Origin of the sequence: Tabrizicola sp. (genome assembly GCF_022842145.1) — a bacterium.
In the GTDB taxonomy this organism is placed as follows: Bacteria; Pseudomonadota; Alphaproteobacteria; order Rhodobacterales; family Rhodobacteraceae; genus Tabrizicola.
This window is the reverse complement of record NZ_JALHQD010000003.1, coordinates 246,470-272,323: the sequence shown is the minus strand read 5'-3', so window position 1 is coordinate 272,323 and position 25,854 is coordinate 246,470. Positions and strand designations below refer to the sequence as shown.

Below are 25,854 nucleotides of genomic sequence, written 5' to 3'. Positions count from 1 at the left end.
CGTGGCGCTCAGCCGTTGAAGAGGAAGTGCAGCACGTCCCCGTCCTTCACCTCGTAGGTCTTCCCCTCGACCCGGAACTTGCCCGCTTCCTTGGCCCCCGCCTCGCCGTTCCCGGCGATGTAGTCGTCGTAGGCGACCGTCTCGGCCCGGATGAACCCCTTCTCGAAGTCCCCGTGGATCACCCCCGCCGCCTGCGGCGCGAGCGTTCCCTTGGTGATCGTCCAGGCCCGCGCTTCCTTCGGCCCCACGGTGAAGTAGGTCTGCAATCCCAGCAGCGCGTAGCCCGCCTTGATAAGGCGATCCAGCCCGGCTTCGTGCAGCCCCATCTCCTCCAGGAACATCGCCGCCTCGTCCTCGGGAAGCTGCGCCAGCTCCTCCTCGATCCGGGCCGAGATCACCACCGACGCCGCGCCCTGCGCCGCCGCCATCTCCGCCACCCGGGCTGACTGCGAATTCCCCGAAGCCGCCAAGGCCTCCTCGACGTTGCAGACATACAGCACCGGCTTCGCGGTCAGAAGCTGCAACATCCGCCACTGCTTGCGGTCGTCCTCGGCGATTTTCAGCGTGCGTGCGGGTTTCCCGGCCTCCAGCGCCGCCAGAGCCGCGCGCAAGAGACGGTCCTGGTCCAGCGTGTCCTGATCCCCGCCCCGCAGCTTCTTGCCCAGCGCGGTCAGCCGGCGCTCGACCGATTCAAGGTCCGCCAGCATCAGTTCGGTCTCGATCGTCTCGGCATCGGCCACCGGGTCGATCCGGCCCTCGACATGGGTGATGTCCCCGTCTTCAAAACAGCGCAGCACATGGGCGATGGCATCGCATTCGCGGATGTTGGCCAGGAACTGATTGCCCAGCCCCTCCCCCTTCGAGGCACCCCGGACCAGCCCCGCGATGTCGACGAAGGTCATCCGCGTCGGGATGATCTGCTTCGACCCGGCGATGGCGGCCAGTTTGTCCAGCCGCGGGTCGGGAACCGAGACCTCTCCCACGTTCGGCTCGATGGTGCAGAACGGAAAGTTCGCCGCCTGCGCCGCCGCCGTGCGGGTCAGCGCGTTGAAGAGGGTGGACTTGCCCACGTTCGGCAGTCCGACAATGCCCATCCTGAAACCCATGCGACCCTCCATTGGCGATCCGAGGCCTTCTACGGGCAGGGCGGGCCGGGATCAAGCTGCACCGACTTGCCCCAGCGCCAAAGTCCTCCGGAAATGTTTTCATATCTTCATATCACCAAATGACCTGCGTCATGGCGGCCATTCTCCCGCATCGCCAAACCTTGGACTGTTCGCCGCGAATACCTCGCGCTGACCAAAACCGCAGGAGAAAAGACATGTTCAAGCAAGCACTGCCCGCGCTCGCCATCGCTTTGTCCGCCCTGTCGCCCGCTCTGGCCGACGAGACGGACGTCGGCGCGCGGCTTTATCAGGAATCCTGTTCCGGCTGCCACGGCGCCAGCGGCAAAAGTGGCGGAGAGCTGAGCCAGCTGCTCAACATTGAAACCCCGGCCCTGACCGGCTTGGCGGCGGCAAACGACGGCGTGTTCCCGATGCTCGACGTTATCCAGATCATCGACGGGCGCACGGGGGTTCGGGCACACGGCGGGCCGATGCCGGTCTTCGGCAGCCTCTACTCCGCAAGCTCGGTGACCGGCGGCAGCGACTACAGCTCGGTGGTCGAGGTTCGGGGCCGGATCCTGTCGCTGGCGATGTATCTGCAGTCGATCCAGGAGTGAGCCGGAACAACGGCCCGCTCTAGGGCCCAACCCCCATTGATTTCCCGGGTGTGCCCGTGGCACATCCGGGGTCACTGCTTCAGGGGGGACAGCCATGACACGGATCGACGACACCTTCGCGCGGCTGAAGGCCGAGGGGAAGAAGGCCTTCGTCGCCTATATCATGGGCGGCGATCCCGACGAGGCGACGAGCCTTGCCGTGATGCAGGGCCTGCCCGCTGCCGGTGTCGATGTGATCGAACTGGGGATGCCCTTCACTGACCCGATGGCTGACGGCCCGACGATCCAGGCGGCCGGCCAGCGCGCGCTGGAAGGCGGCATGACGATGGACAAGGTCCTGAACTTGGTCCGCGCCTTCCGCAAGGGCGACAGCAAGACCCCCATCGTCCTGATGGGCTACTACAACCCGATCTATTCCCGCGGCGTCGACCGCTTCCTGACCGACGCGACCGAGGCCGGGATCGACGGCCTGATCGTCGTCGACCTGCCGCCCGAGGAGGATGACGAGCTCTGCATCCCGGCGCAGAAGGCGGGCCTCAACTTCATCCGCCTCGCGACTCCGACCACCGACGCCAAGCGCCTGCCGAAAGTGCTGCAGAACACGTCGGGCTTCGTCTACTACGTCTCGGTCACCGGGATCACCGGAGCGGCCGCAGCCGTGGCCACCGATGTGGCGCCCGAAGTTGCGCGCATCAAGCGCTCGACCGATCTGCCGATCATCGTCGGATTCGGCATCAACACGCCCGAACAGGCGCGCAACATTGCCAGTGTGGCGGATGGCTGCGTCGTGGGGTCCGCCATCGTCAAGGACATCGGCGCGGGCGTTCCGGTGGCCGATGTGCTGGCCAAGGTCAAGGCGCTGGCCGACGGCGCACATTCGGCCTGAGGGGCGGGGCCCTGCGCGGCCCCGCTCGATGCTTCAATTCCAGGGCTGGATCGGTTCGATCCGGGTGACCGTGCCGACCTCGCGGCCCGTGGGGTCGATGTAGGTCAGCCGCCCGGCCTCGTGCCCGATCTTCCAGGCGCCGACAGGCCCGTTCGTCCAAGCGACCTGATAGCCGTCCGGACGCGGCGTCCACTCACCGTTCATCGGCGGCTTGCCCGGCAGCACCATCTGGGCCAACCCGCCCGCGCCGAAGCTCATCTTCGCATCGGTGTCCTGGCCGATGTCGATGTGATGGGTGAAACCCGGCAGCAGAACCTCCAACACGTCTGTCTCAAGAACTCTCATCGCGAAATCCTTTTTCCGCCGGGATTGCCCAGCGCTTGGCAACCGACCGCAATTGGTCTAGTAGCTTGACTAATGCCCAGCCCCACCGAACTTGTCAAGTAGCTTGACTACCGGAGCCGCAATGTCCGAACTGCCCGACCACATCGGCTGGACCCTCTGGCGGGCATCGCAGGTCTGGCGCAAGGACTTCACCGAGGCGATGGTGGCGGCAGGTCATGCCTGGTTCGGGCAGGCGCGGGGCAACCTGATGGTGCACATCGGACCCAAGGGCCTGCGGCAGGGCGATCTGGTGGACCGCGCACGGCTGACCAAGCAGGCGGTGCAGCAATTCGTCGACGAACTGGTGGCCGACGGCATCCTGATGCGCGGACCCGACCCCACCGACGCCCGCGCCCGCTGGGTCCGTCTGACGCCGCAGGGCGAGGCGGCGATGCGCGATGCCGACCGGATCAAGGCTGAAATCGAGACGCGGTGGCGGGAAAAGCTGGGCAGTGCGGCCTTCGATCAGCTTGATGCACTTCTGCGTCAGGTGATCGACAGCTAGACGTCGCGCATCGCGTCCATGATCTGCCGCAGGTCGGTCAGAACCGGCAGGGCTTCGGCCAGCCGGGCGGCGGGGAAGCGGGCGGCAAGGGCGGCCATGTCGGGCGTGATCGCCTCCAGCGCCTTTTGCCGAAACGCCCGCCCGGTTTCGGTGATGAACACGCATTTCGACCGCCCGTCCTTGGCGTTCGGCCGCATCTCGACCAGTCCGTGCCGCTCCAGCACGGCAAGACTGTGGGTCATCGAGGTCTTCGGCACCTGAAACGCCCGCGCAAGGTCCAGCGGCGTGCGGCCATCCCTCACCCGGACCAGGTGGTTCAGCACCGTGAACTGCGGCAGGGTAAAGCCGGGGGGCAGCCGCGCCTCGAACAGGGCGCGGCTCAGTTGGGCCAGGATTCCAACCTCCAGGAAAAACGCGTTGAAGGTGTCTTCCGGGGTTTCAGGCATCCAGGATCTTTGCTTCCAAAGGCCAGCGCGGGCTGGGCTCCACTGTCGGACCATAGCCGATACGCGCCAACATCTGGACCGTCCCGCCGGTCGGTGCAAGCCTCGCGTGCAGGTCCGCATGAAGCGCCGCCATCTCGGGATACTCCTGCAAGGCCTGGCTCAGCGGCTGGAACGCCACCCCCGCCGCCGTCGCCGCCAGGTTCACACGCAGCCAATCCGCGCCCGTGGCGATCTGGTCGATGCGCGCGTTGCCGGGCGTCACCAGCCAGACATGGCCCATCGCCGTATCGGTATTGGCATAGACCGCATCCAACCCCGCCTGATAAGCCTGCGAGGAGGTGTCCAGCACAGAGTCCCGCGTCATGAGCCCGGTTGCCCCCAGCACTTCAAACAGGGGCCCGGTGAAGTCGATCCCGTCGGGGTTCGCATCCACCTCGGCGCGGCCGATCCGGAACAGGTCGACCGACTCCTTGTAGGTGCGCGGCGTCTCGATCTCGATCCGCAGCGCCTCTCGCGTGAAGGCGCGCCAATCCGCGACCTCCTTGGGATCCAGGGTCCCGCCGAAGCGGGCGGTGGTGCCAACGGCCAGCTTCTCCAGCGTGCCATCAGGCAAGGGGCGGGCAGTGTCGTAGGGTTCCTTGTTCGACCGGCGGTCCAAGGCATGGACGAAAAGCGGGTCGGGCGAGACCGAGGGATCGGGCGTGAATACCGCACGGGCCACGGGACGGGCGTCCAGAGCGCGGTCGTCGTACCCTTGCGGGAAGGGCGTGATCTCCACCCGCTGGCCGTCATGGCTGGCCGCCATCCGCATCAGCTCCAGAAAGCAGCCGAGGCCGATGGTAATTTGCCGGTTGAAGGGGTCCGTGTGGGGCAGCAGCTTCGCGGTATCGACGTAAAGCGTGACCACCCCCGCTTCGCGCAAGTCGACCAGCCAGGGCTGGCGATTGTGCGGGTTCGGCGCCAGCAGCGCCCAGGACAAAGCGCGATGCCGCGCGTCCTCACCCTGCCCCGCCTGCCCCCAGGGCAGCAGCGCCGTGCGGGGCTTCCGAGTGGCAATGGACCCCAACGCGCCGGTGGCGGCAAGGATGACGCCACCTCCAAGCAGGGCAAGCGTCTTGCGGCGGGACAATGTCATGTTCGATCTCCATCTGATACGATTTCGGACTATCTGATACGATATCGCACCAAATGCAAGTCCGCATTTTGATTGCACCCACGCCTGTGGATTGGTAACCAAAGATGACCAATCTGGGGGACCCAAATGCCCGTCATCACCTGCATCGAGGACCTGAAGCGCCTGCACCAGAAGCGCACGCCGCAGATGTTCTGGGACTACTGCGAAAGCGGCAGCTACACCGAACAGACCTTCCGAGAGAACACCTCGGACTTCGCGCAGATCCGCTTTCGCCAGCGCGTCGCCCGCGATCTGACAGGGCGGACCCTGGAAAGCACGATGGCCGGCCAGAAAGTCTCGATGCCCGTGGCACTTGCCCCGGTCGGCTCGACCGGGATGCAGCACCCCGATGGCGAGATCCACGCCGCCCGCGCCGCTGCCAAGGCCGGGGTGCCCTATACGTTGTCCACCATGTCGATCTGTTCGATCGAGGACGTGGCGGCGCACAGCCCCGACCCCTTCTGGTTCCAGATCTACGTGATGCGCGACGAGGATTTCGTCGATGCCATCATTGAGCGCGCGCGGGCCGCGAAGTGCTCGGCGCTGGTCGTGACGTTGGATCTCCAGTTGCTGGGCCAGCGCCACAAGGACCTGAAGAACGGCCTGACCTCTCCGCCCCGAATCACGATTCCGAACCTGATCAACATGGCGATGAAACCGCGCTGGTCGCTGGGGATGCTGAAGACCCCGCGTCGCAGCTTTCGCAACGTCGTGGGCCATGTGAAGGGCGTGAAGGACCTGTCGAACCTGGCCGCCTGGGCGAACGAACAGTTCGACCCCAAGCTTGACTGGGGCAAGGTCGCCCGCCTTCGCGACAAGTGGAAGGGCACCTTCATCCTGAAGGGCGTGCTCGACGCCGAAGACGCGAAAATGGCCGCCGATGTCGGGGCCGACGCGGTGATCGTGTCGAACCACGGCGGACGGCAGCTGGACGGCGCGCTGTCCTCGATCCGCATGCTCCCCTCCATCGTCCGCGCCATCGGCGACCGGACCGAAGTCTGGATGGATGGCGGCATCCGTTCCGGCCAGGACGTGTTGAAGGCGCTGTCCCTGGGGGCCAAGGGCACGATGATCGGCCGCGCCTATATCCACGGCCTGGGGGCCATGGGTGAGGCGGGCGTGACCAAGGCGCTGGAGGTCATCCGGAAGGAAATGGACATCACGATGGCGCTCTGCGGTGAGCGGGATGTCCGGAACATGGGCCGCCACAACCTTCTGGTGCCCGAAGATTTCGAGGGTCGCTGGGCCTGACCCCCGGCTCGTCGTCGACTTCGTCGCTCCTCGCTGAACGCCAGGCGAGGAGAAGTCGAAGACGAACGACGCGCCCCCGCTTGCTATTTGATCAAATTCCGGCATAAACGCAGCGACAGTTCCCGGGGCCTGCCATGTCTCATGAAACCATCGCCGGTATTTCGATCGACCGCCTTGCCGCCTTCGCCCGCCGCGAAGCCGAGACCTACGCCAAGGCCCGCCCCAAATCCTTGAAATATCTGGAAAAGGGCGCGGGTAACTTCCTTGGCGGCGTGCCGATGCACTGGATGGCCGACTGGCCCATGCCGCACCTGCCGCTGGTGGCCAAAGCCCAAGGCGCCCGGATCGAGGATATCGACGGCATCAAGCTTGACGACTTCTGCCTTGGCGACACCGGGTCGATGTTCGGCCACTCCCCGCCGCCCGTGGCGAAAGCCATCCGCCACCAAGCCCGCCGCGGCCTGACCTACATGCTGCCGACCGAAGCCGCGCTGGAGGCCGGGCGCCTTCTGACCGACCGCTTCGGCCCCTTCCGCTGGCAAATCGCCACCACCGCGACCGACGCCAACCGCTTCGCCCTCCGCGTTGCCCGCGCGATCACCGGCAAGCCCAAGGTCCTCGTCTTCAACGGCTGCTACCACGGCACGGTGGACGACACCTTCGTCTCCCTGGAGAACGGCAAGACGGTCAACTCCCCCGGCCTTCTCGGCCAGGTGAACGACCTCACCCAAACCGCCGTCTGCGCGGAGTTCAACGACCTCGCCAGCGTCGAAGCGGCGCTTGCCCAAGGCGACGTCGCCGCGATCCTGACCGAGCCGGTGATGACCAACTCCTGCATGGTCCTGCCCGACGCGGGCTTCCACGACGGCCTCCGCCAGCTTTCCCTGAAATACGGCGCGCTTCTCATCATCGACGAGACGCACACCATCTCCTCCGGCCTTGGCGGCTACACGCGGGTACATTCCCTCCGCCCCGACATCTTCGTCGTCGGCAAATGCGTGGCGGGCGGGATGCCCACCGCCGTCTGGGGCCTGACCGACGACACCGCGAAGCGGTACGCGGACGCGGATGCCAGACGCGAGCCCGGCCGCACCGGCATGGGCACGACCCTCTCCGCCAACCCGATGCAATTCGCCTGCCTCGTCGCCACCCTGTCGCAGGTGATGACCCCGGACAACTACGCCCATATGGAGAAGCTGGCCGAACGCCTCTCCCACGGCCTGGCCCGCAGCATCGACACCCACCGTGCCCCCTGGCACGTCGTCCGCGTCGGCGCGCGAGTGGAATTCATCTGCGCCCCCGGCCCGCTGAAGAACGGCACGCAAGCGGGCCATGCCCACCAGCCTCGGGTCGAGGCCGCGATCCACACCGGGCTCATCAACCGCGGCACGCTTATTGCGCCGTTCCACAACATGATGCTGATCAGCCCCGCGACGAAGAAGGCCCAGGTCGACCGACTGATCGCCAGCTTCGACGCCATCCTCACCGAACTCTTCAAGGCCTGACCCATGCCCCAGACCAGCCCCTCCGGTTCCACCGCAGCCGAGGCGGAAGCCTTCCTCGCCGCGCATCCGGACATCGAAGCATTTGACATTATCCTGCATGACGCCAACGGCATCGGCCGGGGAAAGATCATCCGGCGGCATGAGCTTTTGTCTTTTTACAACAATGGCCGCCACCTCCCTATCTCCATCCTCGGCCTCGACATCTGTGGCGAGGATGTGCACGAAACCGGCCTGATCTGGGACCAGGGCGACGGCGACCTGCGCGCCTGGCCGATCCCCGGCACGCTGAAGCCCCTGCACAACACCACCCCCCCGCGCGGCGAGGTGTTCATGTCGATGTACATGCTCGACGGCTTGGCAATGACCAGCGACCCCCGCCACGCGCTGCAGCGGCAGGTGGACGCGCTGGCCGCCGAAGGCCTACACCCGGCGGGAGCCTTCGAACTCGAATTCTTCCTCCTCGACCCCGAACGCGGCCCGGACGGCAAGATGCAGCCCGCCCGCGACGTCCTTGACCGCCGCTCGTCCCGCAAGACCGAGGTCTATTCGGTGGACCACCTGCACGGGATGCTGCCCCTTTTCAGCGACATCTACGCCGGCGCGGCAAAGGCCGGCATCAAGGCCGAAACCCTGATTTCCGAATACGCGCCCGGCCAGTACGAACTCACCCTGCACTACCGGGAAAACGTGATGCAGGCCGCCGACGACCTGATGCGCCTCAAGCGCATCGTCCGCGCACAGGCCCGCGCGCATGGCGTCGTCGCCTGCTTCATGGCCAAGCCGAACGAGAACTACGCCGGTTCGGGCATGCACTTCCACGTCTCGCTCTTGGACGACACGGGCCACAACGTCTTCATCGAGAAAAACGAGGGCCAGTGGAACCCCACCATCCTCCATGCCCTTGGCGGGTTGAAGCAGACGATGGCCGAGTCGATGCTGGTCTTCGCCCCCCATGCCAACTCCTGGCGCCGCTTCGCCAGCCAGTCCTACGCGCCCGTCAGCCCGACCTGGGGCGTCAACAACCGCTCCGTCGCGCTGCGCATCCCGGCCGGTGACATCAAGGCCCGCCGGATCGAACACCGCCCCGCGGGCGTGGACGCGAACCCCTATCTGGTCGCGGCCACGGTGCTGGCCGGTGTCCGCAAGGGCATGCACGAAAAGATCGACCCCGGCCCGGAAACCACCGGCAACGGCTATGAGGACGAAGGCAGCGCCGCGATCCCGACCGACTGGAAATCCGCCATCGACGCGGCCAAGCGGTCAGATTTCCTGAAGGACGCGCTGGGGGAAGACATGCACCGCACCTTCACCGCGATCATGGCTGCCGAATACGGGCGCGTGATGCGGACGGTCAGCGAAGTCGACTTCGACCTCTACCTGCACACGGTCTGACACCGGGCGCCAATTTCTTCAAAGAAATCGGACCGGATCCTTCAAAGGATCCGGCTCACCGCGCCCATCGGCAGGCCTCGGCACAGACCGGCACGCCCCGCGCAATCGCAGCCGCGATGATCCCCGGCACGCGGCCATCCAGCCCCACCGGCGGCAGGATGCGCCCCGCGAACCCCGCCTGCGCCAACGCCGCCGGGATGTCGTCGCTCACATGCCCACCCTCGGCCGCGAAGAACGGCAGGCAGACCCCCGCCCGCCCGGTCAGCGAGGCCAATTGCGGCTCCTGGTCGATGAAGCCTGCCGCAACCTCGGCCCGCGTCTCCGCCGCAATCCGCCCCGCCACGTGCCGCGCAATGTCCGACGGAACCGAGGACTTGAACGACCCGTGCGCCGCAAGGATCACCTCGCCCGCCCCCGCCTCGCGCACCAGCGTCACACACAGGTCGTGCACCAGCGGGTCGCAGCCGAATGGCTCCAGCACCACCCAGCCCGCTGCACCCGCCTCCACCAGCTTCTTCGGGATCTGCACGCGGGTGAACCAGCCCCCCGTCATGAACATCGGGAAGACCACGCCCCCCGGTCGTCCCCCGACCGCCCGCGCAATCGCGCCCTCCTCGGCCAGCGTCGCCGCACCGACCGACCAGCCGGGCATCAGCGCCTGAACCTGCGCCGCCAAAGCCTCCAGCGCGGCCCCGGCAGGGCGAGGGTCGGAGGGCTGGCCGTGGGCCACGATCAGGGCATGTTGAGTCATGCGCGGATAGGTGACGCGCCGGGCGGCAGGGTCAACCCCTATGGCATCCGGCTGGCGATATAGCGGGCAAAATCGTAGTTCGGCCGCTCCAGATGGCTCAGCGGTCCCGGCGACGACATCCCCGCGCACAGCCCCTGCCACACCTTCTCGACGCAGCCCTTGTCCTCGACATTCACGTCGTCCAGAAGCGCCTTGACCGATGCGAGATGCGCCTCCGCTCCAGGGTCCGCCATCCATTCCGCACTCATCCCGCCGCCAAACAGCACGCGGACCGAGCCAGGCCCATCCGGCGTCAGCGACAGGTACCAGAAATATCCCGGCGTCAGGGTGATCAGAAGCGCGGGGTAGATCGCCAGCAGCCAGGTGATCCGCCGGTCATCGCCCTGCAAGACCGTGTTCGACGGATGCGCAAGGGCCAGCGGCACCAGGTCGTTCTTCACGATCCAGTGGTAGTTGAACGCCGCTTCCCCCTCGGGACATTCCATCTTGTTCAGGTCCGAGGCCCCGCCGATGGTCCCCGCATGGCAGACCGGCAGGTGGTAGCTTTCCATGAAATTCTCGGCGAGCACCTTCCAGTTGGTGTCCCAGCGGAACTCCTCGCGGAAGACCTCGCGGTAGCCCGCCATCGGCAGATGCCCGACCAGCCGGTCCACCCCCGCCAACCGCTCCGCCACCGGCGGCGCGTCCGGCGAAAGCGTCACCATGATCCAGCCCTGCCAATCCTCGACCCGGACCGACGGCAGCTTCACGTCCTCCTTGCAGAACGCATCATTGCGCGCCATCGCCGGGGCGCCCCTAAGCGAGCCATCCAGGTTGTAAGTCCAGGCGTGGTACGGGCAGACGATCGACCGCACATTCCCCCGGCCTTCCAGCAAAGTGCTCATCCGGTGGCGGCAGACGTTGGACATCCCGCGCAAGACGCCTTCGCGGTCGCGCAGGATGATCACCGGCTCACCGGATATCGTCATCGTCAGATAATCGCCGGGGTTCGGCAAGGCATCCGCCCGCCCCGCGCACAGCCACTCCTGCGCGAAGATGTGCTCCTCCTCGGCCTTGGCGAAATCCGGCGAGGTGTAGACCGACTTCGGCATCGCCCGCGCCCGTTCGAAGGGCACCGAGACATTGGCGCGCAGTTCGGCAATGGCAAGCGAGGGGTCGTGCTGGGTCATAGGGCACCTCCTGCCGTGATGTTGCGCCCCGAACCCGCGCCGATCCAGCCGAAAACCGCCATCATGCGGGGAAATGCGCCCTGATCGCTGCCGCAAAAGCCTCGGCCAGCGCCGGGTTCGCCGCGGCATCGTAGTGGATCCCGTCCACCAAAGACACCTGCACAACCTTGCCCGCATCCAGGAACGGCACGCCGACGCGCTTGGCCGCGGCCTCGATTTCTGCCGCCAGGGCTGCCGATTTCGCCGCCCCACCGGCGAACATGCCCGCCAGACAGCCGACCTCCAGGATCGGCGGCGGCGCGACCAGCAGCACCCCCGGCGCCCCATTCCCCGGCCCCGCGCCCGAGGCGAGGATCACCCGCACCAGCCGCTCCAGCGAAAGGGCGACGTCGCAGGCGTTCACCGAAAACCGCTCTTTCAGGTCATTGGTCCCCAGCATGATCAGGACCACATCCACCGCCTTGTGGCTCTCCAGAAGCGCGGGCAGCACGGTCAACCCATTCCGGTGTGCGCCTTCCACCGGGTCGTCATGCACCGTGGTGCGGCCCGGATGACCCTCGGCGATCACGTCCCAATCGGGCAAAAGCTTTGCCAGCCGACCGGCCCAGCGCTCGTCCCGGTCGAAACGACCGCCGAAGCCAAGGTCTGGCAAAGGCATCGTGCCGTGAGTATTGCTGTCGCCGAAAAGAAGCAAAGTGCGCATTGGTATCCTCCCCCATCGGGCCACAGGATGCACCGGAGAGAGGCCCGAGTTGAAGCGGAATCGGCACCCGCGCCGCCGGTTTCGTGATTGACGTACCTCAGGGGCCGTCGGATAGTCGCCGAAAGAACTGGAGAGCGTTGTTGCGGCCCACTGTGAACGACATCGCGCGGGAGGCAGGCGTCAGTCTGGCCACCGTCGACCGGGTTCTGAACGCCCGTCCAGGGGTGCGGGAAAAGACCGTCACCGCGGTCAACGACGCCATTGCACGGCTGGGCTACGTCCGTGACCTGACCGCAGCGAACCTCGCACGCAGCCGGACCTACCGGATGGCCGCGATATTGCCCGACACGGAAAGCCAATTCATTCAATCACTTGCGGCAGCCCTGCAAGAGGCGGGCCAGGCCGCAGCCACCAGCCGGGTAGAGCTTGTCCTGCACCGCTTTCCTGCCGAAGACCCACACGCGCTGGCAGCACTCCTGGCCGGCATGCCGGGGCGTGGCTATGCCGGCGTGGCGCTGATGGCGCCGGAAACCCCGGTCCTGCGCGACGCGGTGCGCTCCTTGCGGACCAAGGGCGTTCCCGTGGTGGCGCTTGTCTCGGACCTGCCCACGACCGGACGCGACCACTTCATCGGCGTCGACAACCGTGCAGCCGGTCGGACCGCCGGGGTGCTGATGGGCCGGTTTCTCGGGACGACCGGGCAGGTCCTGGTCCTTGGCTCTTCGCTTCTCGCCCGCGACATGATCGAACGCCGCCGAGGGTTCGACGAAGTGCTCTTGCGCGACTTTCCTGCGGTCGAGCCCCTCCCCTCGCTGGAGACCCATGGTTCCAGCCGGCTTCTACGGCTCGCCGTGGCCGAGCGCTTGGCCAACACCCCCGGAATCCGCGGCATCTACGCGATGGGGGACGGCCACCGGGCCTTGACTCAAGTAATTGGCGAACTTGGTCTTTCTGGAAAACTGACCGTCATCTGCCACGAGCTGACCCCGCATTCCCGGCAAGCCCTCTCTTCCGGCGAAATCACCGCCGTCATCACCCAGAACCTCGGCCACCTCGCCCGCTCCACCCTGCGCGTCCTGCGCGCCAAGGCCGACAACCTGCCGCTGGACGAGGGCCAAGAGCAGATCCGAATCGAAATCGTCCTGCGCGAGAACCTTCCCGCCGCGGCCGATTCGGCAATCTAGCCCACCAGCGCCGTCGCCTGATCCACCGGTCAAATCGCTTTGAACAATGCCGCGGAGATTTTCTGAGGTACGTTCCTCAAATTTCCTTTACAGGCCCGCACACCGGTGACTATGGTCCCTGCAATCCGAAGAAGGCCCGGCATCCGCACGGGTCCAAACTCAACCACCGGGAGGAATGCATGACACGGACTTCTCTGGCCGCATCGGCGGCTATTGCCCTCGCCTGGGCATCCCAGGCCAATGCGCAAGCCAACGAACTGACCCTCTGCTGGGCCGCCTGGGACCCGGCGAACGCGCTCGTCGAACTCAGCAAGGACTTCGAGGCCCAGTCTGGCACCAAGATGAACTTCGAATTCGTGCCGTGGCCCAACTTCGCCGACCGCATGCTGAACGAACTGAATTCGGGCGGACAGCTTTGCGACCTGATGATCGGCGACAGCCAGTGGATCGGGGGCGCGGCCGAAAACGGCTGGTACCTCAAGCTGAACGAATTCTTCGACAAGGAAGGCATCTCGATGGACGCCTTCGTCCCCGCCACCGTGACCGGCTATTCCGAATGGCCGAAGAACACCCCGAACTACTGGTCGCTGCCCGCCTTCGGTGACGTCGTCGGCTGGACCTATCGCAAGGACTGGTTCGAGCGTCCGGACATCATGGCCGCCTTCAAGGAAAAGACCGGCCGCGACCTGACGCCCCCCGCCACCTTCGCCGAACTCAAGGAAGTCGCCGAATTCTTCCAGGGTCGCGAGATCGACGGCAAGACGATCTACGGCGCCTCGATCTACACCGAGCGTGGGTCGGAAGGCATCACGATGGGCGCGATGGACGTCCTGTATTCCTTCGGCTTCAAATACGACAACCCCGACAAGCCCTATGACATGGAAGGCTTCGTGAACTCCGAAGGCGCCGTCGCGGGGCTGGAGTTCTACAAGTCGCTCTACGATTGCTGCGTCGCCCCCGGCACCTCGAACACCTACATGGGCGAAGGCATCGACGCCTACAAATCCGGCCAGGTCGCGATGCAGATGAACTTCGCCTTCACCTGGCCCGGCTTCGAGGTCGACCCCAACGTCGGCGGCGGCAAGACCGGCTATCTGGTGAACCCCGCCGGCCCCAACGGCGAGCGTTTCGCCCAGCTTGGCGGTCAGGGCATCTCGGTCGTCGCCAATACCGACAACATGGACGGGGCGCTGGCCTACATCAAATGGTTCGCCCAACAGGACGTGCAGCAGAAATGGTGGACGATGGGTGGCTTCTCCTGCCTGCGCGCCGTGGTGGAAGACCCGTCCTTCGCCACCAGCCAGCCCTATGCGCAAACCTTCCTGGACTCGATGGCCATCGTGAAGGACTTCTGGGCCGAGCCCTCCTACGCCTCGCTCCTCCAGGCATCGCAGTCCCGCATCCATGACTACGTCGTCGCCGGCAACGGCACCGCGAAAGAGGCGCTGGACGGCCTGATCGAAGACTGGACCGAAGTCTTCATGGACGAAGGCAAGCTCTAAGACCCCACGTCCCGCCCCTCTCCCCGCAACGGGAGGGGGGCAACCTCCAGGAACTTCCCTCATTGCGGCTGCAAGGGGGTAGGCTTGGCGCGCATTTCCCGACGGAATCAGATCATGGCAAACCCCATCGACCTCGCGGCCCAGGCCACCCCGCCGACCCTTGCGCGCAAGGTCCGGGGCCTGTCGGACCGCGCCATCGCCTGGATCTTCGTGGCCCCCACGATCTTCCTTCTCCTCGCGATCAACATCTTTCCGCTGATCTGGACCATCCGCCTGTCCTTCACCAACTACGCCGCCAACAAGCCCAATGCCGAAGTCAAATGGGTCGGCCTGCGCAATTACGAACGCATCCTCACCGACGAGGATATCTGGTCGAACATGACCACCACGGCGCATTTCCTGATCTGGACGCTGTTCTTCCAGGTCGTGATCGGCTTCACCCTGGCCTGGCTCATCAACCGCAAGTTCAAGGGCAACGACCTGCTGACGACCCTCATCGTCGTGCCGATGATGCTGTCGCCCGCCGTGGTCGGCAACTTCTGGACCTTCCTCTACCAGCCGCAGATCGGGATGGTGAACTACATCGTCGAATTCTTCACCGGCATCCCCGCCGCCAGCTTCTCGATGCTCGGCCCCGGCGGCCTCGCCCCCTGGTCGATCATCATCGTCGACACCTGGATGTGGACGCCCTTCGTGATGCTGATCTGCCTGGCGGGCCTCAGGTCGATCCCCGACTACATCTACGAGGCCGCCGAGGTCGACCGCGCGTCCAAATGGCGGCAGTTCTGGACGATCACCGTGCCGATGGTCCTGCCCTTCCTGATGCTGGCCGTCCTCTTCCGCGGCATCGAGAACTTCAAGATGTTCGACATGGTCAACCTCCTGACCGGCGGCGGCCCCGGCGACGAAACCCTCCTCACGTCGATCGACCTCAAGCGCGAAGCCTTCGAGAAATGGCGCACCGGCTACTCCAGTGCCTACGCCATCATCCTCTTCGTCACCGTCTTCGGCCTCGCCTCGATCTACGTGAAGGCCCTCAACAAGGTGAAGGAGCGGTGATGCCCCATATGTCAGCCCCCCACCTCCAACCCCTCCCCACCGGGGGGAGGGGAGCCGCCCCGGCCCGGCCCTTGGGCGCAACAGGCGCTGCCAGGATCCTCCCTCCCCCCGCGTGGGGGAGGGCTGGGGTGGGGGGGCACCAAGCCCAAGAAGGAGCGCACCGATGAGCGCCTATTCCGTCACCGAACCTTCCAAGGCCTCGAAATGGGGCGCGGGCATTCTGGTCACGCTTTACACGATCATCACCCTCCTGCCGCTGGTGTGGATCATCTCCACCAGCTTCAAGACCGGCCCCGACTCGATCTCCTATCCGCCAAAGGTGTTCTTCGACCCCACGGTCGAAGGCTACGTGAACCTTTTCACCACCCGCACCCGCCCTGCCGTGTCCGAGCTTGAAACCCTCCCGCCCCCCGACGGGATCATGGAGGAAATCGCCCGCCGCCAGGGCACCATCATCACCGGCCCCTCCCGCTTTGGCGAACGCTTCCTGAACTCGGTCATCATCGGCTTCGGCTCGACCGCGCTTTCGATCATCCTAGGCACGCTGGCCGCCTATGCGTTCAGCCGCTTCAAGGTCCCGCTCAAGGACGACCTCCTCTTCTTCATCCTCTCGACCCGGATGATGCCCCCCATCGCTGTCGCGATCCCGATCTACCTCATGTACCGCGAGCTTGGCCTTTCGGACACGCATCTCGGGATGATCCTCCTCTACACCGGGGTGAACATCTCCCTCGCGGTCTGGCTCCTGAAAGGCTTCATCGACGAGATCCCCCGCGAATACGAAGAGGCCGCCCTGATCGACGGCTACACCCGCTTCCAGGCCTTCCGCAAAGTCGTCCTGCCGCAAGCCGCCACCGGCATCGCCTCCACCGCGATCTTCTGCCTGATCTTCGCCTGGAACGAATACGCCTTCGCCGTCCTGCTCACGAGCGGCAACGCCCAGACCGCCCCGCCCTTCATCCCCACGATCATCGGCGTCGGCGGCCAGGACTGGCCCGCCGTGGCCGCCGGGGCGACCCTCTTCCTTCTCCCCGTGATGATCTTCACCATCCTTCTGCGCAAACACCTTCTGCGCGGGATCACCTTCGGAGCGGTGCGAAAATGATGCTCATCGACTCACCCCAGGTCCGGCGCTTCCTGTCGCTCACCGGGCAGCGGCTTCCCATAGTGCAGGCCCCCATAGGCTCTTGCGCGATCACACCGCTGGCATCCGCAGTGGCGCGCGCCGGTGGCCTTGGCGGCCTTGCCCTGTCATGGTCGACCCCGGACGCCGCAACGCAAGCCATCGCCGCCACCAAAGCCAAGGCAGACGGCAACCCCTTCTTCGCCAACTTTGTCCTGCATTTCCCGTGCGAAGCGTTTGATGCCGCACTCGACGCCGGAGTGCCCCTCGTAACGTTCAGCTGGGGCGTCGATCCCGCCCGAATTGCCCGGGCCCGCTCCGCAGGGGTCAAAGTAGGCGTTCAGGTCGGCCACCCGCTGGGTGCCCGCGCGGCCCGCGACGCTGGGGTGGATTTCCTGATCGCACAAGGCATCGAGGCCGGGGGCCATGTCCAGTCAAGCACACCGCTCGCTTCCCTCCTGCCCCAGGTCTTGAACGAAGCCGGTGACCTTCCCGTCATCGCCGCAGGCGGCATCGCGACCGGCTCCTCCATAGCTCATGCCATAACGCAGGGCGCGGCGGGCGTTATGATGGGCACCCGGTTCGTCGCCTCCACCGAATCCGGCGCCCATGACGTCTACAAGCAGGCCATCATAGCTGCGACCGATGGGGACGCCGCTTACACGCTCTGCTTCGACGGCGGCTGGAATGCCGCGCACCGTGCCCTGCGCAACGACACCCTCGCCGCATGGGAGGCTGCCGGGTGTCCCCTCGCCGGCACGCGCCCCGGCGAAGGCGAAATCCTCTACCGCCACGGGACCGAGGCAATCGCCCGCTATTCTGACACGCCCCCCAACCGCGGTGCCGAGGGCGCGCTCCTCTCTGCCGTGCTGTACGCAGGGACCGGCGTCGGTGCGATCACCCAGGTAGAACCTGCCGCCCAGATCGTCTCCCGACTCTGGTCAGAGGCAGAAGCGAGCATGAGGATCCCATGACCACCTTCCTTTCCGGCCTCCTCCGCCTCCGCCGTGGCCCGTGGGAGATGCTGGCGACCATCCTGATCGCCTTGGGCGTGGTGATGCTGATGCAACCCTTCTTCCTCTGGGCCTACACCTGGTCCTTCCTTGTGACCCTGACCGGCACGGTGATGTTCATCATCGTCTCGCATTTCCCGGAGTAAGCCTTGGCCGAGATCGTCATCAGAAACCTCCGCAAGGAATTCGGCGCCTTCACCGCCGTGAAGGGCTCGTCCTTCACCATCAAGGACGGCGAGTTCTTCATGCTCCTCGGCCCGTCCGGCTGCGGCAAGACCACCACCCTGCGCATGATCGCCGGGCTGGAGCTTCCGACCTCCGGCGAAATCCTGATCGACGGCGAAGACGTCTCCCAGCGCCCCGCCAGTCAGCGCGACATCGCGATGGTCTTCCAGATGTTCGCGCTTTACCCGCACATGAACGTCCGCAAGAACATCGCCTATCCGCTGGTCAGCCAGGGCGTCCCGAAGGCCCAGGTCGCGCAGAAGGTGGCCGAGGTCGCCAAGATCCTCCGCATCGACCACATGCTCGACAGCCCCGTCGGCGGCCTTTCCGGAGGCGACCGTCAGCGCGTCGCCCTAGGCCGCGCCATCGTCCGCAACCCCAAGGCCTTCATGATGGACGAACCCCTCGGTGCCCTCGACGCCGAATTCCGCGAGATCATGGCCGAAGAGCTTCGCGCGTTGCACGACCGCATGCACGCCACCACCGTCTACGTCACCCACGACCAGCTGGAAGCGATGCAGATGGGCGACAAGATCGTCGTCATGAACCACGGCGTCGTCGAACAGTTCGGCACCCCGCAGGACATCTACGACCACCCCGCCACCCTCTTCGTCGCCGACTTCATCGGCAGCCCCTCGATGAACTTCCTCCGCTTCGAAGGCACCGCCGCCGCCGGGGCCGAGACCATCGCCCTCGGCGACATCCCCACCCCTCTCCCCCAACTCCACGAACCCGCCTCAGGCGCATTGGTCCTCGGCGTGCGCCCCGAACACGTCGCCCTCTCCGACACCGCCCCCCTCCGCGGCCGGATCGAGGCCGTCGAATACCTCGGCACCACCCAGATCGTCACCCTCTCCACCCCCTTCGGCACCGTGAAGTCCCGCACCTCCTCCGCCCTTCCGGCCACCGCCGGAGCCCTCACCGGCCTCGCCCTCAACGCCCCCCGCCTCGCGCTCTTCGACGCCACCAGCGGCCGTGCCCTCCGCACCGCCGCAAACGCCGGGGTCCATCATGGCTGAGGTCACGCTCTCCAACCTGTCCAAATCCTACGGCGCCACCCAGGCCCTGCAGAACGTCTCCCTCACCATTCCGACAGGCGCCTTCGTCGTCCTCCTCGGCCCCACCGGAGCCGGCAAAACCACGACCCTCCGCCTCATCGCCGGCCTCGACAAACCCGACGCCGGTGACATCCGCATCGGCGGCCAATCCGTCCTGCAAGACACCCCCGCCCAGCGCGACGTGGCGATGGTCTTCCAGCAATACTCCCTCTACCCCCACCTCACCGTCCGCGAGAACCTCGCCTTCCCGCTCCGCTCCCCGATGATCGCGATGCCCGAACCGCAGATCGCCAAACGCGTCGCCGAAGTGGCCGAAGTCCTCCGCATCCCCCACAAGCTCGACAACAAGGCCACGGCCCTGTCGGGGGGCGAGATGCAGCGCGTCTCCATCGGCCGCGCGCTGGTCCGCAACCCCCGCATCTACCTGATGGACGAACCCCTGTCCTCCCTCGACGCCAAACTCCGCGCCGACCTCCGGATCGAGCTCAAGCGCATCCACGCCGACATGGGCGCCACCTTCCTCTACGTGACCCACGACCAGATCGAGGCGATGACCATGGCCACCCACGTCGGCGTCCTCGACCACGGCCGCCTCGTCCAGTTCGGCACCCCCCGCCAGATCTACGAGGAGCCCGTCTCGACCTACGTCGCCTCCCGCCTCGGCCAGCCGCACATCAACCTCCTGCCCGCCGCCGCCTTCCCCGGCGCGCCCCCGAACGCCGCGCAGATCGGCCTAAGACCCGAACACATCCACACCGGCGACGGCCAACCCGCCACCATCACGCGGGTGGAACACCTCGGCGACCAGACCCGCCTGCACCTTGCCCTCGGCCCCCACAGCCTCATCACCCTGACCGAACCCCACACCGCCCTGAAACCCGGCGAAACCCTCCACATCCGCCCGCACAACCCCCTCTGGTTCGACGCCGCCGGAAACCGTATCCAGTCGCCCGCATCTGAAAGGCCAACCCCATGAAACAGTTCATGAACTCCCGTGAGAGCCTCATCACCGAAGCCATCGACGGCCTTCTCAGAACCAGCGGAGGCAAGCTCGCCCGCCTCGACGGCTACCCCCATATCCGCGTCGTCGTCCGCACCGACTGGGACCGCTCAAAGGTGGCACTGGTATCAGGCGGCGGCTCCGGGCATGAACCCAGCCACGCCGGGTTCGTCGGCCAAGGAATGCTCACCGCCGCCGTCTGCGGTGATGTCTTCGCCTCCCCCTCCGTCGACGCGGTCCTCGCCGGCATCCTCGCCGTCACCGGCAAGGCAGGCTGCCTCCTGATCGTGAAGAACTACACCGGCGACCGGCTGAACTTCGGCCTCGCGGCCGAGCGCGCCCGCGCCTTCGGCCTCAAGGTCAGCATGGTCATCGTCGACGACGACATCGCCCTTCCCGACCTGCCGCAGGCAAGGGGCGTCGCCGGAACCCTCTTCGTCCACAAGATTGCCGGGGCGATGGCCGAATCCGGCGCCGACCTCGACACCATCACTGCCGCCGCCACCGCCACCATCAAGGGCGCGATCTCCATCGGCATGTCGCTGGACACCTGCACCGTCCCCGGCTCGCCCAAGGAAGACCGCATCGCCTCGGGCATGGCCGAGCTTGGCCTCGGCATCCACGGTGAGGCCGGGATCGAACAGGTCGACTTCTCCGGCGCTCGTTCGGCCATGCAGATGGTCTCCGAAAAACTCCTGCCCCACACCGGCCCCGGCGACCATGTGGCGCTTCTCAACAACCTCGGCTCCACCACGCCGCTAGAGATGTCCGTACTCGCCGAAGAACTCGCCCGCTCCCCCCTCGGGGGACGCGTCAAATGGATGATCGGCCCCGCCCCCCTGATGACCTCGCTCGACATGCACGGCTTTTCCGTCTCGCTCCTCCCGGTCGACCACGCGCAAGTGACCAGCCTCGCTGCCCCCGTCTCTCCCCATGCCTGGCCCGGCCTCTCCCCGTTCGGAGCGGTCGCCGTAAGGCCACTCCCCGACGGCCTCGCACCGATCCAGCCCGTCCCCAGCGCCCACCCCGCCCGCCGCGCCCTGATTGAACGCTGCTGCAAAGCCCTCATCGCCATCGAATCCGACCTGAACCTCCTCGACGCCAAGTCGGGAGACGGCGACACCGGCAGCACCCTTTCCGGGGCCGCCCGCGCCCTTCTCAGCGCCCTCGACCGCCTCCCCCTCGCCGACCCGACGCAGCTTTACCGCGCCATCGGCATGGAGTTGAGCCAGACGATGGGAGGCTCCTCGGGGGTCCTCCTCGCCATCTTCTTCGCCGCCGCAGGCGACGCCTCGGCCTCCGGCAAAACCTGGATCGGAGCCCTCACTGCAGGCCTCGACCGCGTGATGCAAGTGGGAGGCGCCGCCCCCGGCCACCGCACCATGATCGACGCGCTAGCCCCCGCCCTCGCCGCCCTGCCTCAAGGCGTCCAAGCGGCGGCAAAAGCCGCCCGCGAGGGCGCCAACGCGACGGCCCAAATGACCCGTGCCAAGGCAGGCCGAGCCAGCTACCTCGCCGCCGACAAACTCAAGGGCCACAACGATCCGGGCGCGGAGGGAGTGGCCCGGCTGTTTGAGGATTTGGCGAGGGGGTGAAACGCCTGCCTTGGTTTCACTTGTGGTTTTATCTGAAAGGTGCTCAGCCTAAGGCAAATAGCGCTACGGAGAAACTGATGTGACGAACGACGATAAGGGTGTTTTTGGGGCACTCACGGAAGCTGTTAGTGGTGTTCCTGAACCCGTCAAGAAATCCTTCTTCAAAAGCATAAGCACTTTATTGGGCGGATTGACGAGCATACCAGCGGCATGGCTTCACCAGAAAGCACAGAGCGTAGAAGACCGAACAGCTGCAACTTCGCTTGTTGCGCAGGCCTTAGCTAAGGCAGTAGCAGAAAAGTGCTCGGAAGACCCATCGTTGATTCAAGCGGCTGCGGAAGTCTACTTACCCGAAGCAATCCGGAAAGCAGAAAACCGAGTAAGAATCGCCAAGGCTGCTGCAGACCAAATCGCTAGCAATGCTGACTCAGCAGTGCCCAAGTCGGACGTAGATCAAGACTGGCTCAATACATTCAGTCGTTTCGCAGAAGATGCCTCATCGGAACGACTTCAAGACTTGTTTGGACGAATTCTCGCTGGTGAGGTAAGACAACCCGGTGCATTCAGCGCTTCAACGCTCAGAGCAGTTTCTGAACTCAGTCAGGAAATCGCTCAAGATTTTAGCTCAGTTTGGGAGCTAAGCGTCGGTGAAGCCGTTGATTACTCCGAAGAGTTCGACCGTGGGTCGGGCTACTCTCGTTGGATGAGGCTTGCAGAAGCGGGATTAATGGCCCCAACCACTTCTGTACAGTACTTGCCTCCGTTCAATCCTGTCTTCCAAGGATTCTCAGCTTGGAGCCCGTTTAGAGCGGAAGACATTTCCATTTTAATTCTTTTCTCTATCGACAGTAAGTCAAGCTGGAAGAATATTCAATTTACTAGAGTTGGACGCGAGATTGCGACAATACTTCCGCCGCCCAACTATGAACAGAACTTTAGGCGCGCCGCCGACAGGATCAACAAGTCCGGGATCAACCAGATTCATATAATGCGGACTAACAAGGATACAGAGTTGATCTGGAGGGCATGAAATAAGCTTGCAGCCCCCACACTGTCTCGACTCTTGCCTGTTCTCAAATATCCCACGGGGGTCCGGGGGTGTGAAACCCCCGGCCGCCCGCCAGAGGGGGCTCCCTTGCGGCCCCCACACCAATGCCAGCCAAACGCACACCCCTCCGTGGGGGAGGGCTGGGGTGGGGGGGCACCCGTTACCAAACCGTAAACGCCCACACCCAACCCCTTGAATCCAAAAACCCCGCACCCCTGCCCACACGCGGGCACTACCCCTCCCGCACGGCCGCGTTCTGGTCGATCAGATACCTCTGCGACAACGGAATCGCTGCGGCCCCCAGAGCCCGGGCGTCCGCCCCCACCGTCCCCTCCCGGATCAACGGCGGCTCGATCCCGGCAAGGTCCAGCCCCAGCAACGCCCCCCGGGTCCGCCGCACCAGTTCGGCCCGCACCCCCAAAGGCATCCACCCGTCGATCAGCACCGCCTCGATCTCCAGCAGCGCCGCCGCCGCCAGCGTGGCATGGGCCAGCGCCCCTGCCGCCTGATTCAGCCAAGCCGACAGTACCCTCTCCGAGACCTCCCAGCGATCGTGCTGCGACCAGAGGTGGTCCGACCCCTCGCCCGCCGCCTCCATCGCCTCGGCCAGCACCGACATCGAGGCCAGGTCGATCAGCCGACGTGTTCCCCCGCCCGGCGCGGGTACCTGGATCGACCCCACCGCCGCCGCGTTGCCGGTCCGCCCCAGGAACAGCTGGCCGTTCATCACCAGCCCACCCCCGATGAAGGTCCCGAAGTAGAAATAGAGGAAGTCCTTCGGCCGCTCCCCCGTCCCGAAGATCAGCTCCGCCCCGCAGGCCGAGGTCGCGTCGTTCTGGACATAGACCGGCAGGCCCGTGGCGGCCCCCAGCTCTGCCGCCAGATCGCGGGTCCGCCACGCGTCCATTTCGGACTGCGGCGCGCCGATGATCGACACCCAGTTCCACAGCTGGAACGGCATCGCCACGCCCATCCCCATCACCCGGCTTCGCAGCGCAACCGGCAACTCCCTCGCCAGCGCCGGAGCCGCCTCACGCACGAAGCCGACCACCGTGTCCGGCGTGGGATAGCGATAGACCTTCCGCCGCGCCGCCCGCAGCCGACCCCGGAAATCGGTCAGCACAAGGTCCGCCGACCGTCGCCCAACCTTCAGCCCCAGAAAGAACGCCCCTTCGGCGGCCAGCGACATCGGGACCGAGGGTTGCCCCACCTTGCCCCGCACCGGCTGGCCACGTTCCAGAAGCCCGTCCTGCTCCAGCCCCCGCATGATCACGCTGACCGTCTGCGCCGAGAGCCCCGTCATCCGCGCGATGTCGGACTTCGCCAGCGCCCCATGCCGCCGGACCAGCGACAGGACCAGACGTTCGTTGTGGTCGCGCATGCCCGACTGATTGGTGCCGCGCAGAACCTCCAGCGAGTTGGGCGAGACGTCCTGCATGCGATCAGCCCGCCGGACCGATAACCCCCTTGCGGAGGATCACGTTCGCGAACAGCGCCGTCTCGCTGGTCGCCACGATCGCATGTGCCGCCCGGATGCGCGGATAGAGCGCCTCGCCCGACAAAGGCACCACGGCCAGTCCCGGAGCCATCCGCGCAAAGAGGGCGTCGATCCTGCGGTGGATGTCACCCGACTGGGCGGGGTCATTGTTCAGACTGGCGCGGAACAGTGCTGCCGGGACAGCCATATCCAGCGGCATCACCGTCAGCACCGCCCCGACCACGGCCAGAAGCCCGTGCCCATCGGCGCGGACCAGCCGACGTGCGTGGTCAACGGCTGGATAGTTGCCATCCACAATGGCAAGCTCGTCCCCGTGGCCCATGCCGCGCAGAACCGCAAGAAAGTCGGGCCCCAAGAGGGGCGGTATACCGATCAGCATGGCCTCCCCCTCCTCCCGGGTACGGCGCGACGGAGGCGATCGCCCCGGTCTTTCATGGCGCAGACTGCGACCGGAAGCCGCTGCTGTCAATAATAAATCAGAGTGATTTAATTATCTTGACGCAAGGCAGGGAATCAGCTTTCTTGTCCTCCGTCGCAGGGCTTCACGGCCCGGTGCACGAATTTCGAAACGGGGGCGAAACTGCCCCCACCTTGGGAGGAAGACCATGAAGATCATCACCAAAGCCCTGCTGGGCGCGGGCGCGCTGGCCCTGTCGGCTGGCTTCGCCTCTGCACAGGACGGCGTCTCGGCCTGCCTGATCACCAAGACCGACACCAACCCCTTCTTCGTGAAGATGAAGGAAGGCGCCGAAGCCAAGGCCGCCGAGCTTGGCGTGACCCTGAAGTCCTACGCCGGCAAGGTTGACGGCGACCATGACAGCCAGGTGGCTGCGGTGGAAAGCTGCATCGCCGACGGCGCCAAGGGCATCCTGATCGCCGCTTCGGACACCAAGGCGATCACCGGACCGCTGGCAAAGGCCCGCGAAGCAGGCCTCCTTGTCATCGCGCTGGACACGCCCCTTGATCCGGCTGACGCTGCCGACGCGACCTTCGCCACCGACAACCTGGAAGCCGGCCGCCTGATCGGCGCCTGGGCTGCAGCGACCCTGGGTGCGGAAGCCGCCAACGCCAAGATCGCCTTCCTGAACCTGACCCCGTCCGAGCCGACCGTCGACGTCCTGCGCAACCAGGGCTTCATGATGGGCTTCGGGATCGACGTGAAGGACGCCAACGACATCGGCGACGAGGATGATGCGCGCATCGTCGGGCATGACGTGACCAACGGCAACGAAGAGGGTGGCCGCAAGGCGATGGAGAACCTTCTCCAGAAGGACCCGGGCATCAACGTCGTCCACACCATCAACGAACCCGCAGCCGTGGGCGCCTACCAGGCGCTGAAGGCCGTGGGCATGGAAAGCCAGGTCCTGATCGTTTCGGTCGACGGCGGCTGCCCGGGCGTTGCCTCGGTCAAGGACGGCGTGATCGGCGCCACCTCGCAGCAGTACCCGCTGGCAATGGCGGCTCTGGGCGTGGAAGCCATCGCCAAGTTCGCCGCTGACGGATCCAAGCCGGCTCCGACCGAAGGCAAGGCCTTCTTCGACACCGGTGTGGCGCTTGTCACCGACAAGCCAGCCGAAGGCGTGACCTCGATCGACACCACCAAGGGCACCGAGCTCTGCTGGGGTTGAGACCTGACCAAGGCATGACCCGCCGGTAACGG

The 25,854-nt window shown here is 65.7% G+C and carries 26 protein-coding genes; 17 read left to right on the top strand and 9 right to left on the bottom strand.

The features are described 5' to 3' along the window. Window positions 1-8 precede the first annotated feature (8 nt). Window positions 9-1,106 (bottom strand): redox-regulated ATPase YchF, encoded by a 1,098-nt coding sequence (ychF, locus tag Q0C42_RS09480; RefSeq protein WP_295074597.1) that lies wholly within the window; start codon window positions 1,104-1,106, stop codon window positions 9-11. A 215-nt stretch (window positions 1,107-1,321) separates the two neighbouring features. Here ychF and Q0C42_RS09475 point away from each other — a divergent pair, with 215 nt between their 5' ends. After that, window positions 1,322-1,723: a c-type cytochrome gene (locus Q0C42_RS09475; protein ID WP_295074596.1), complete on the top strand. Its 402-nt coding sequence runs from the start codon at window positions 1,322-1,324 to the stop codon at window positions 1,721-1,723. 94 nt (window positions 1,724-1,817) lie between these two features. Continuing rightward, the gene (gene trpA / locus Q0C42_RS09470; protein ID WP_295074595.1) at window positions 1,818-2,609 is read left to right on the top strand and encodes a tryptophan synthase subunit alpha; all 792 of its coding nucleotides are present in this window, start codon (window positions 1,818-1,820) and stop codon (window positions 2,607-2,609) included. Window positions 2,610-2,642: 33 nt separating this feature from the next. On the opposite strand, the gene Q0C42_RS09465 is transcribed toward trpA, so the two are convergent. After that, on the bottom strand, window positions 2,643-2,954 hold the full coding sequence (locus Q0C42_RS09465) for a hypothetical protein (protein ID WP_295074594.1): 312 nt from the start codon (window positions 2,952-2,954) through the stop codon (window positions 2,643-2,645). A 121-nt stretch (window positions 2,955-3,075) separates the two neighbouring features. On the opposite strand from Q0C42_RS09465, the gene Q0C42_RS09460 reads away from it, so the two are divergent. After that, entirely contained in the window at window positions 3,076-3,498 is a 423-nt protein-coding gene (locus Q0C42_RS09460; RefSeq protein WP_295074593.1) for a MarR family winged helix-turn-helix transcriptional regulator, read from the top strand. Here Q0C42_RS09460 and Q0C42_RS09455 read toward each other — a convergent pair. Beyond that, window positions 3,495-3,944, bottom strand: a complete 450-nt coding sequence (locus tag Q0C42_RS09455) for a MarR family transcriptional regulator (RefSeq protein ID WP_295074592.1) — start codon at window positions 3,942-3,944, stop codon at window positions 3,495-3,497. The two genes, Q0C42_RS09460 and Q0C42_RS09455, sit on opposite strands and share 4 nt — an antisense overlap. After that, window positions 3,937-5,079 (bottom strand): twin-arginine translocation pathway signal protein, encoded by a 1,143-nt coding sequence (locus Q0C42_RS09450; RefSeq protein WP_295074591.1) that lies wholly within the window; start codon window positions 5,077-5,079, stop codon window positions 3,937-3,939. Before Q0C42_RS09450 ends, Q0C42_RS09455 begins: the two co-directional genes overlap by 8 nt. 126 nt (window positions 5,080-5,205) lie before the next feature. Here Q0C42_RS09450 and Q0C42_RS09445 point away from each other — a divergent pair, with 126 nt between their 5' ends. The 3 genes from Q0C42_RS09445 to Q0C42_RS09435 all read left to right on the top strand — a co-directional run bounded on the left by Q0C42_RS09445 (window position 5,206) and on the right by Q0C42_RS09435 (window position 9,266). Beyond that, complete coding sequence (locus Q0C42_RS09445; RefSeq protein ID WP_295074590.1) at window positions 5,206-6,369, top strand: alpha-hydroxy acid oxidase; 1,164 nt, start codon at window positions 5,206-5,208, stop codon at window positions 6,367-6,369. Between the two features lie 134 nt (window positions 6,370-6,503). Further along, window positions 6,504-7,874: an aspartate aminotransferase family protein gene (locus Q0C42_RS09440; RefSeq protein WP_295074589.1), complete on the top strand. Its 1,371-nt coding sequence runs from the start codon at window positions 6,504-6,506 to the stop codon at window positions 7,872-7,874. 3 nt (window positions 7,875-7,877) lie between these two features. Further along, window positions 7,878-9,266, top strand: a complete 1,389-nt coding sequence (locus Q0C42_RS09435; protein ID WP_295074588.1) for a glutamine synthetase family protein — start codon at window positions 7,878-7,880, stop codon at window positions 9,264-9,266. Window positions 9,267-9,321: 55 nt separating this feature from the next. On the opposite strand, the gene Q0C42_RS09430 is transcribed toward Q0C42_RS09435, so the two are convergent. The 3 genes from Q0C42_RS09430 to Q0C42_RS09420 form a co-directional block, all read right to left on the bottom strand. After that, the gene (locus Q0C42_RS09430) at window positions 9,322-10,017 is read right to left on the bottom strand and encodes a CbiX/SirB N-terminal domain-containing protein (RefSeq protein ID WP_295074587.1); all 696 of its coding nucleotides are present in this window, start codon (window positions 10,015-10,017) and stop codon (window positions 9,322-9,324) included. A 38-nt stretch (window positions 10,018-10,055) separates the two neighbouring features. Beyond that, the gene (locus tag Q0C42_RS09425) at window positions 10,056-11,186 is read right to left on the bottom strand and encodes an SRPBCC family protein (protein ID WP_295074586.1); all 1,131 of its coding nucleotides are present in this window, start codon (window positions 11,184-11,186) and stop codon (window positions 10,056-10,058) included. A 61-nt stretch (window positions 11,187-11,247) separates the two neighbouring features. Continuing rightward, on the bottom strand, window positions 11,248-11,889 hold the full coding sequence (locus Q0C42_RS09420) for a GDSL-type esterase/lipase family protein (RefSeq protein WP_295074585.1): 642 nt from the start codon (window positions 11,887-11,889) through the stop codon (window positions 11,248-11,250). A 140-nt stretch (window positions 11,890-12,029) separates the two neighbouring features. Between Q0C42_RS09420 and Q0C42_RS09415 the strand changes: the two genes are divergently transcribed. From Q0C42_RS09415 to Q0C42_RS09370, 10 genes are all read left to right on the top strand, one after another. After that, the gene (locus Q0C42_RS09415; RefSeq protein ID WP_295074584.1) at window positions 12,030-13,073 is read left to right on the top strand and encodes a LacI family DNA-binding transcriptional regulator; all 1,044 of its coding nucleotides are present in this window, start codon (window positions 12,030-12,032) and stop codon (window positions 13,071-13,073) included. Between the two features lie 179 nt (window positions 13,074-13,252). After that, window positions 13,253-14,575, top strand: coding sequence for an extracellular solute-binding protein (locus Q0C42_RS09410; RefSeq protein WP_295074583.1), 1,323 nt, complete (start codon window positions 13,253-13,255; stop codon window positions 14,573-14,575). Between the two features lie 111 nt (window positions 14,576-14,686). Next, window positions 14,687-15,634, top strand: a complete 948-nt coding sequence (locus Q0C42_RS09405) for a carbohydrate ABC transporter permease (protein WP_295075317.1) — start codon at window positions 14,687-14,689, stop codon at window positions 15,632-15,634. A 163-nt stretch (window positions 15,635-15,797) separates the two neighbouring features. Further along, complete coding sequence (locus Q0C42_RS09400; protein ID WP_295074582.1) at window positions 15,798-16,739, top strand: carbohydrate ABC transporter permease; 942 nt, start codon at window positions 15,798-15,800, stop codon at window positions 16,737-16,739. Then, window positions 16,736-17,731: a nitronate monooxygenase gene (locus Q0C42_RS09395; RefSeq protein WP_295074581.1), complete on the top strand. Its 996-nt coding sequence runs from the start codon at window positions 16,736-16,738 to the stop codon at window positions 17,729-17,731. The genes Q0C42_RS09400 and Q0C42_RS09395 overlap by 4 nt, the downstream gene beginning before the upstream one ends. Beyond that, a complete protein-coding gene (locus Q0C42_RS09390; protein WP_295074580.1) occupies window positions 17,728-17,916 on the top strand; it encodes a hypothetical protein in 189 nt (62 codons plus the stop codon). Before Q0C42_RS09395 ends, Q0C42_RS09390 begins: the two co-directional genes overlap by 4 nt. A 3-nt stretch (window positions 17,917-17,919) precedes the next feature. Beyond that, window positions 17,920-19,014 carry an ABC transporter ATP-binding protein gene (locus Q0C42_RS09385; RefSeq protein WP_295074579.1) on the top strand — a complete coding sequence of 365 codons (1,095 nt, stop codon included), beginning with the start codon at window positions 17,920-17,922 and terminating at the stop codon, window positions 19,012-19,014. Beyond that, a complete protein-coding gene (locus Q0C42_RS09380; protein ID WP_295074578.1) occupies window positions 19,007-20,029 on the top strand; it encodes an ABC transporter ATP-binding protein in 1,023 nt (340 codons plus the stop codon). Before Q0C42_RS09385 ends, Q0C42_RS09380 begins: the two co-directional genes overlap by 8 nt. After that, window positions 20,026-21,648, top strand: coding sequence for a dihydroxyacetone kinase subunit DhaK (locus tag Q0C42_RS09375; RefSeq protein ID WP_295074577.1), 1,623 nt, complete (start codon window positions 20,026-20,028; stop codon window positions 21,646-21,648). Before Q0C42_RS09380 ends, Q0C42_RS09375 begins: the two co-directional genes overlap by 4 nt. A gap of 79 nt (window positions 21,649-21,727) precedes the next feature. Further along, window positions 21,728-22,678, top strand: a complete 951-nt coding sequence (locus Q0C42_RS09370; RefSeq protein WP_295074576.1) for a DUF2806 domain-containing protein — start codon at window positions 21,728-21,730, stop codon at window positions 22,676-22,678. Between the two features lie 250 nt (window positions 22,679-22,928). On the opposite strand, the gene Q0C42_RS09365 is transcribed toward Q0C42_RS09370, so the two are convergent. Further along, window positions 22,929-24,134 carry an ROK family transcriptional regulator gene (locus Q0C42_RS09365; protein WP_295074575.1) on the bottom strand — a complete coding sequence of 402 codons (1,206 nt, stop codon included), beginning with the start codon at window positions 24,132-24,134 and terminating at the stop codon, window positions 22,929-22,931. Between the two features lie 4 nt (window positions 24,135-24,138). Further along, window positions 24,139-24,573 (bottom strand): RbsD/FucU domain-containing protein, encoded by a 435-nt coding sequence (locus Q0C42_RS09360; protein WP_295074574.1) that lies wholly within the window; start codon window positions 24,571-24,573, stop codon window positions 24,139-24,141. A 226-nt stretch (window positions 24,574-24,799) separates the two neighbouring features. Between Q0C42_RS09360 and Q0C42_RS09355 the strand changes: the two genes are divergently transcribed. Further along, window positions 24,800-25,822, top strand: a complete 1,023-nt coding sequence (locus Q0C42_RS09355) for a substrate-binding domain-containing protein (RefSeq protein ID WP_295074573.1) — start codon at window positions 24,800-24,802, stop codon at window positions 25,820-25,822. Window positions 25,823-25,854 lie beyond the last annotated feature (32 nt).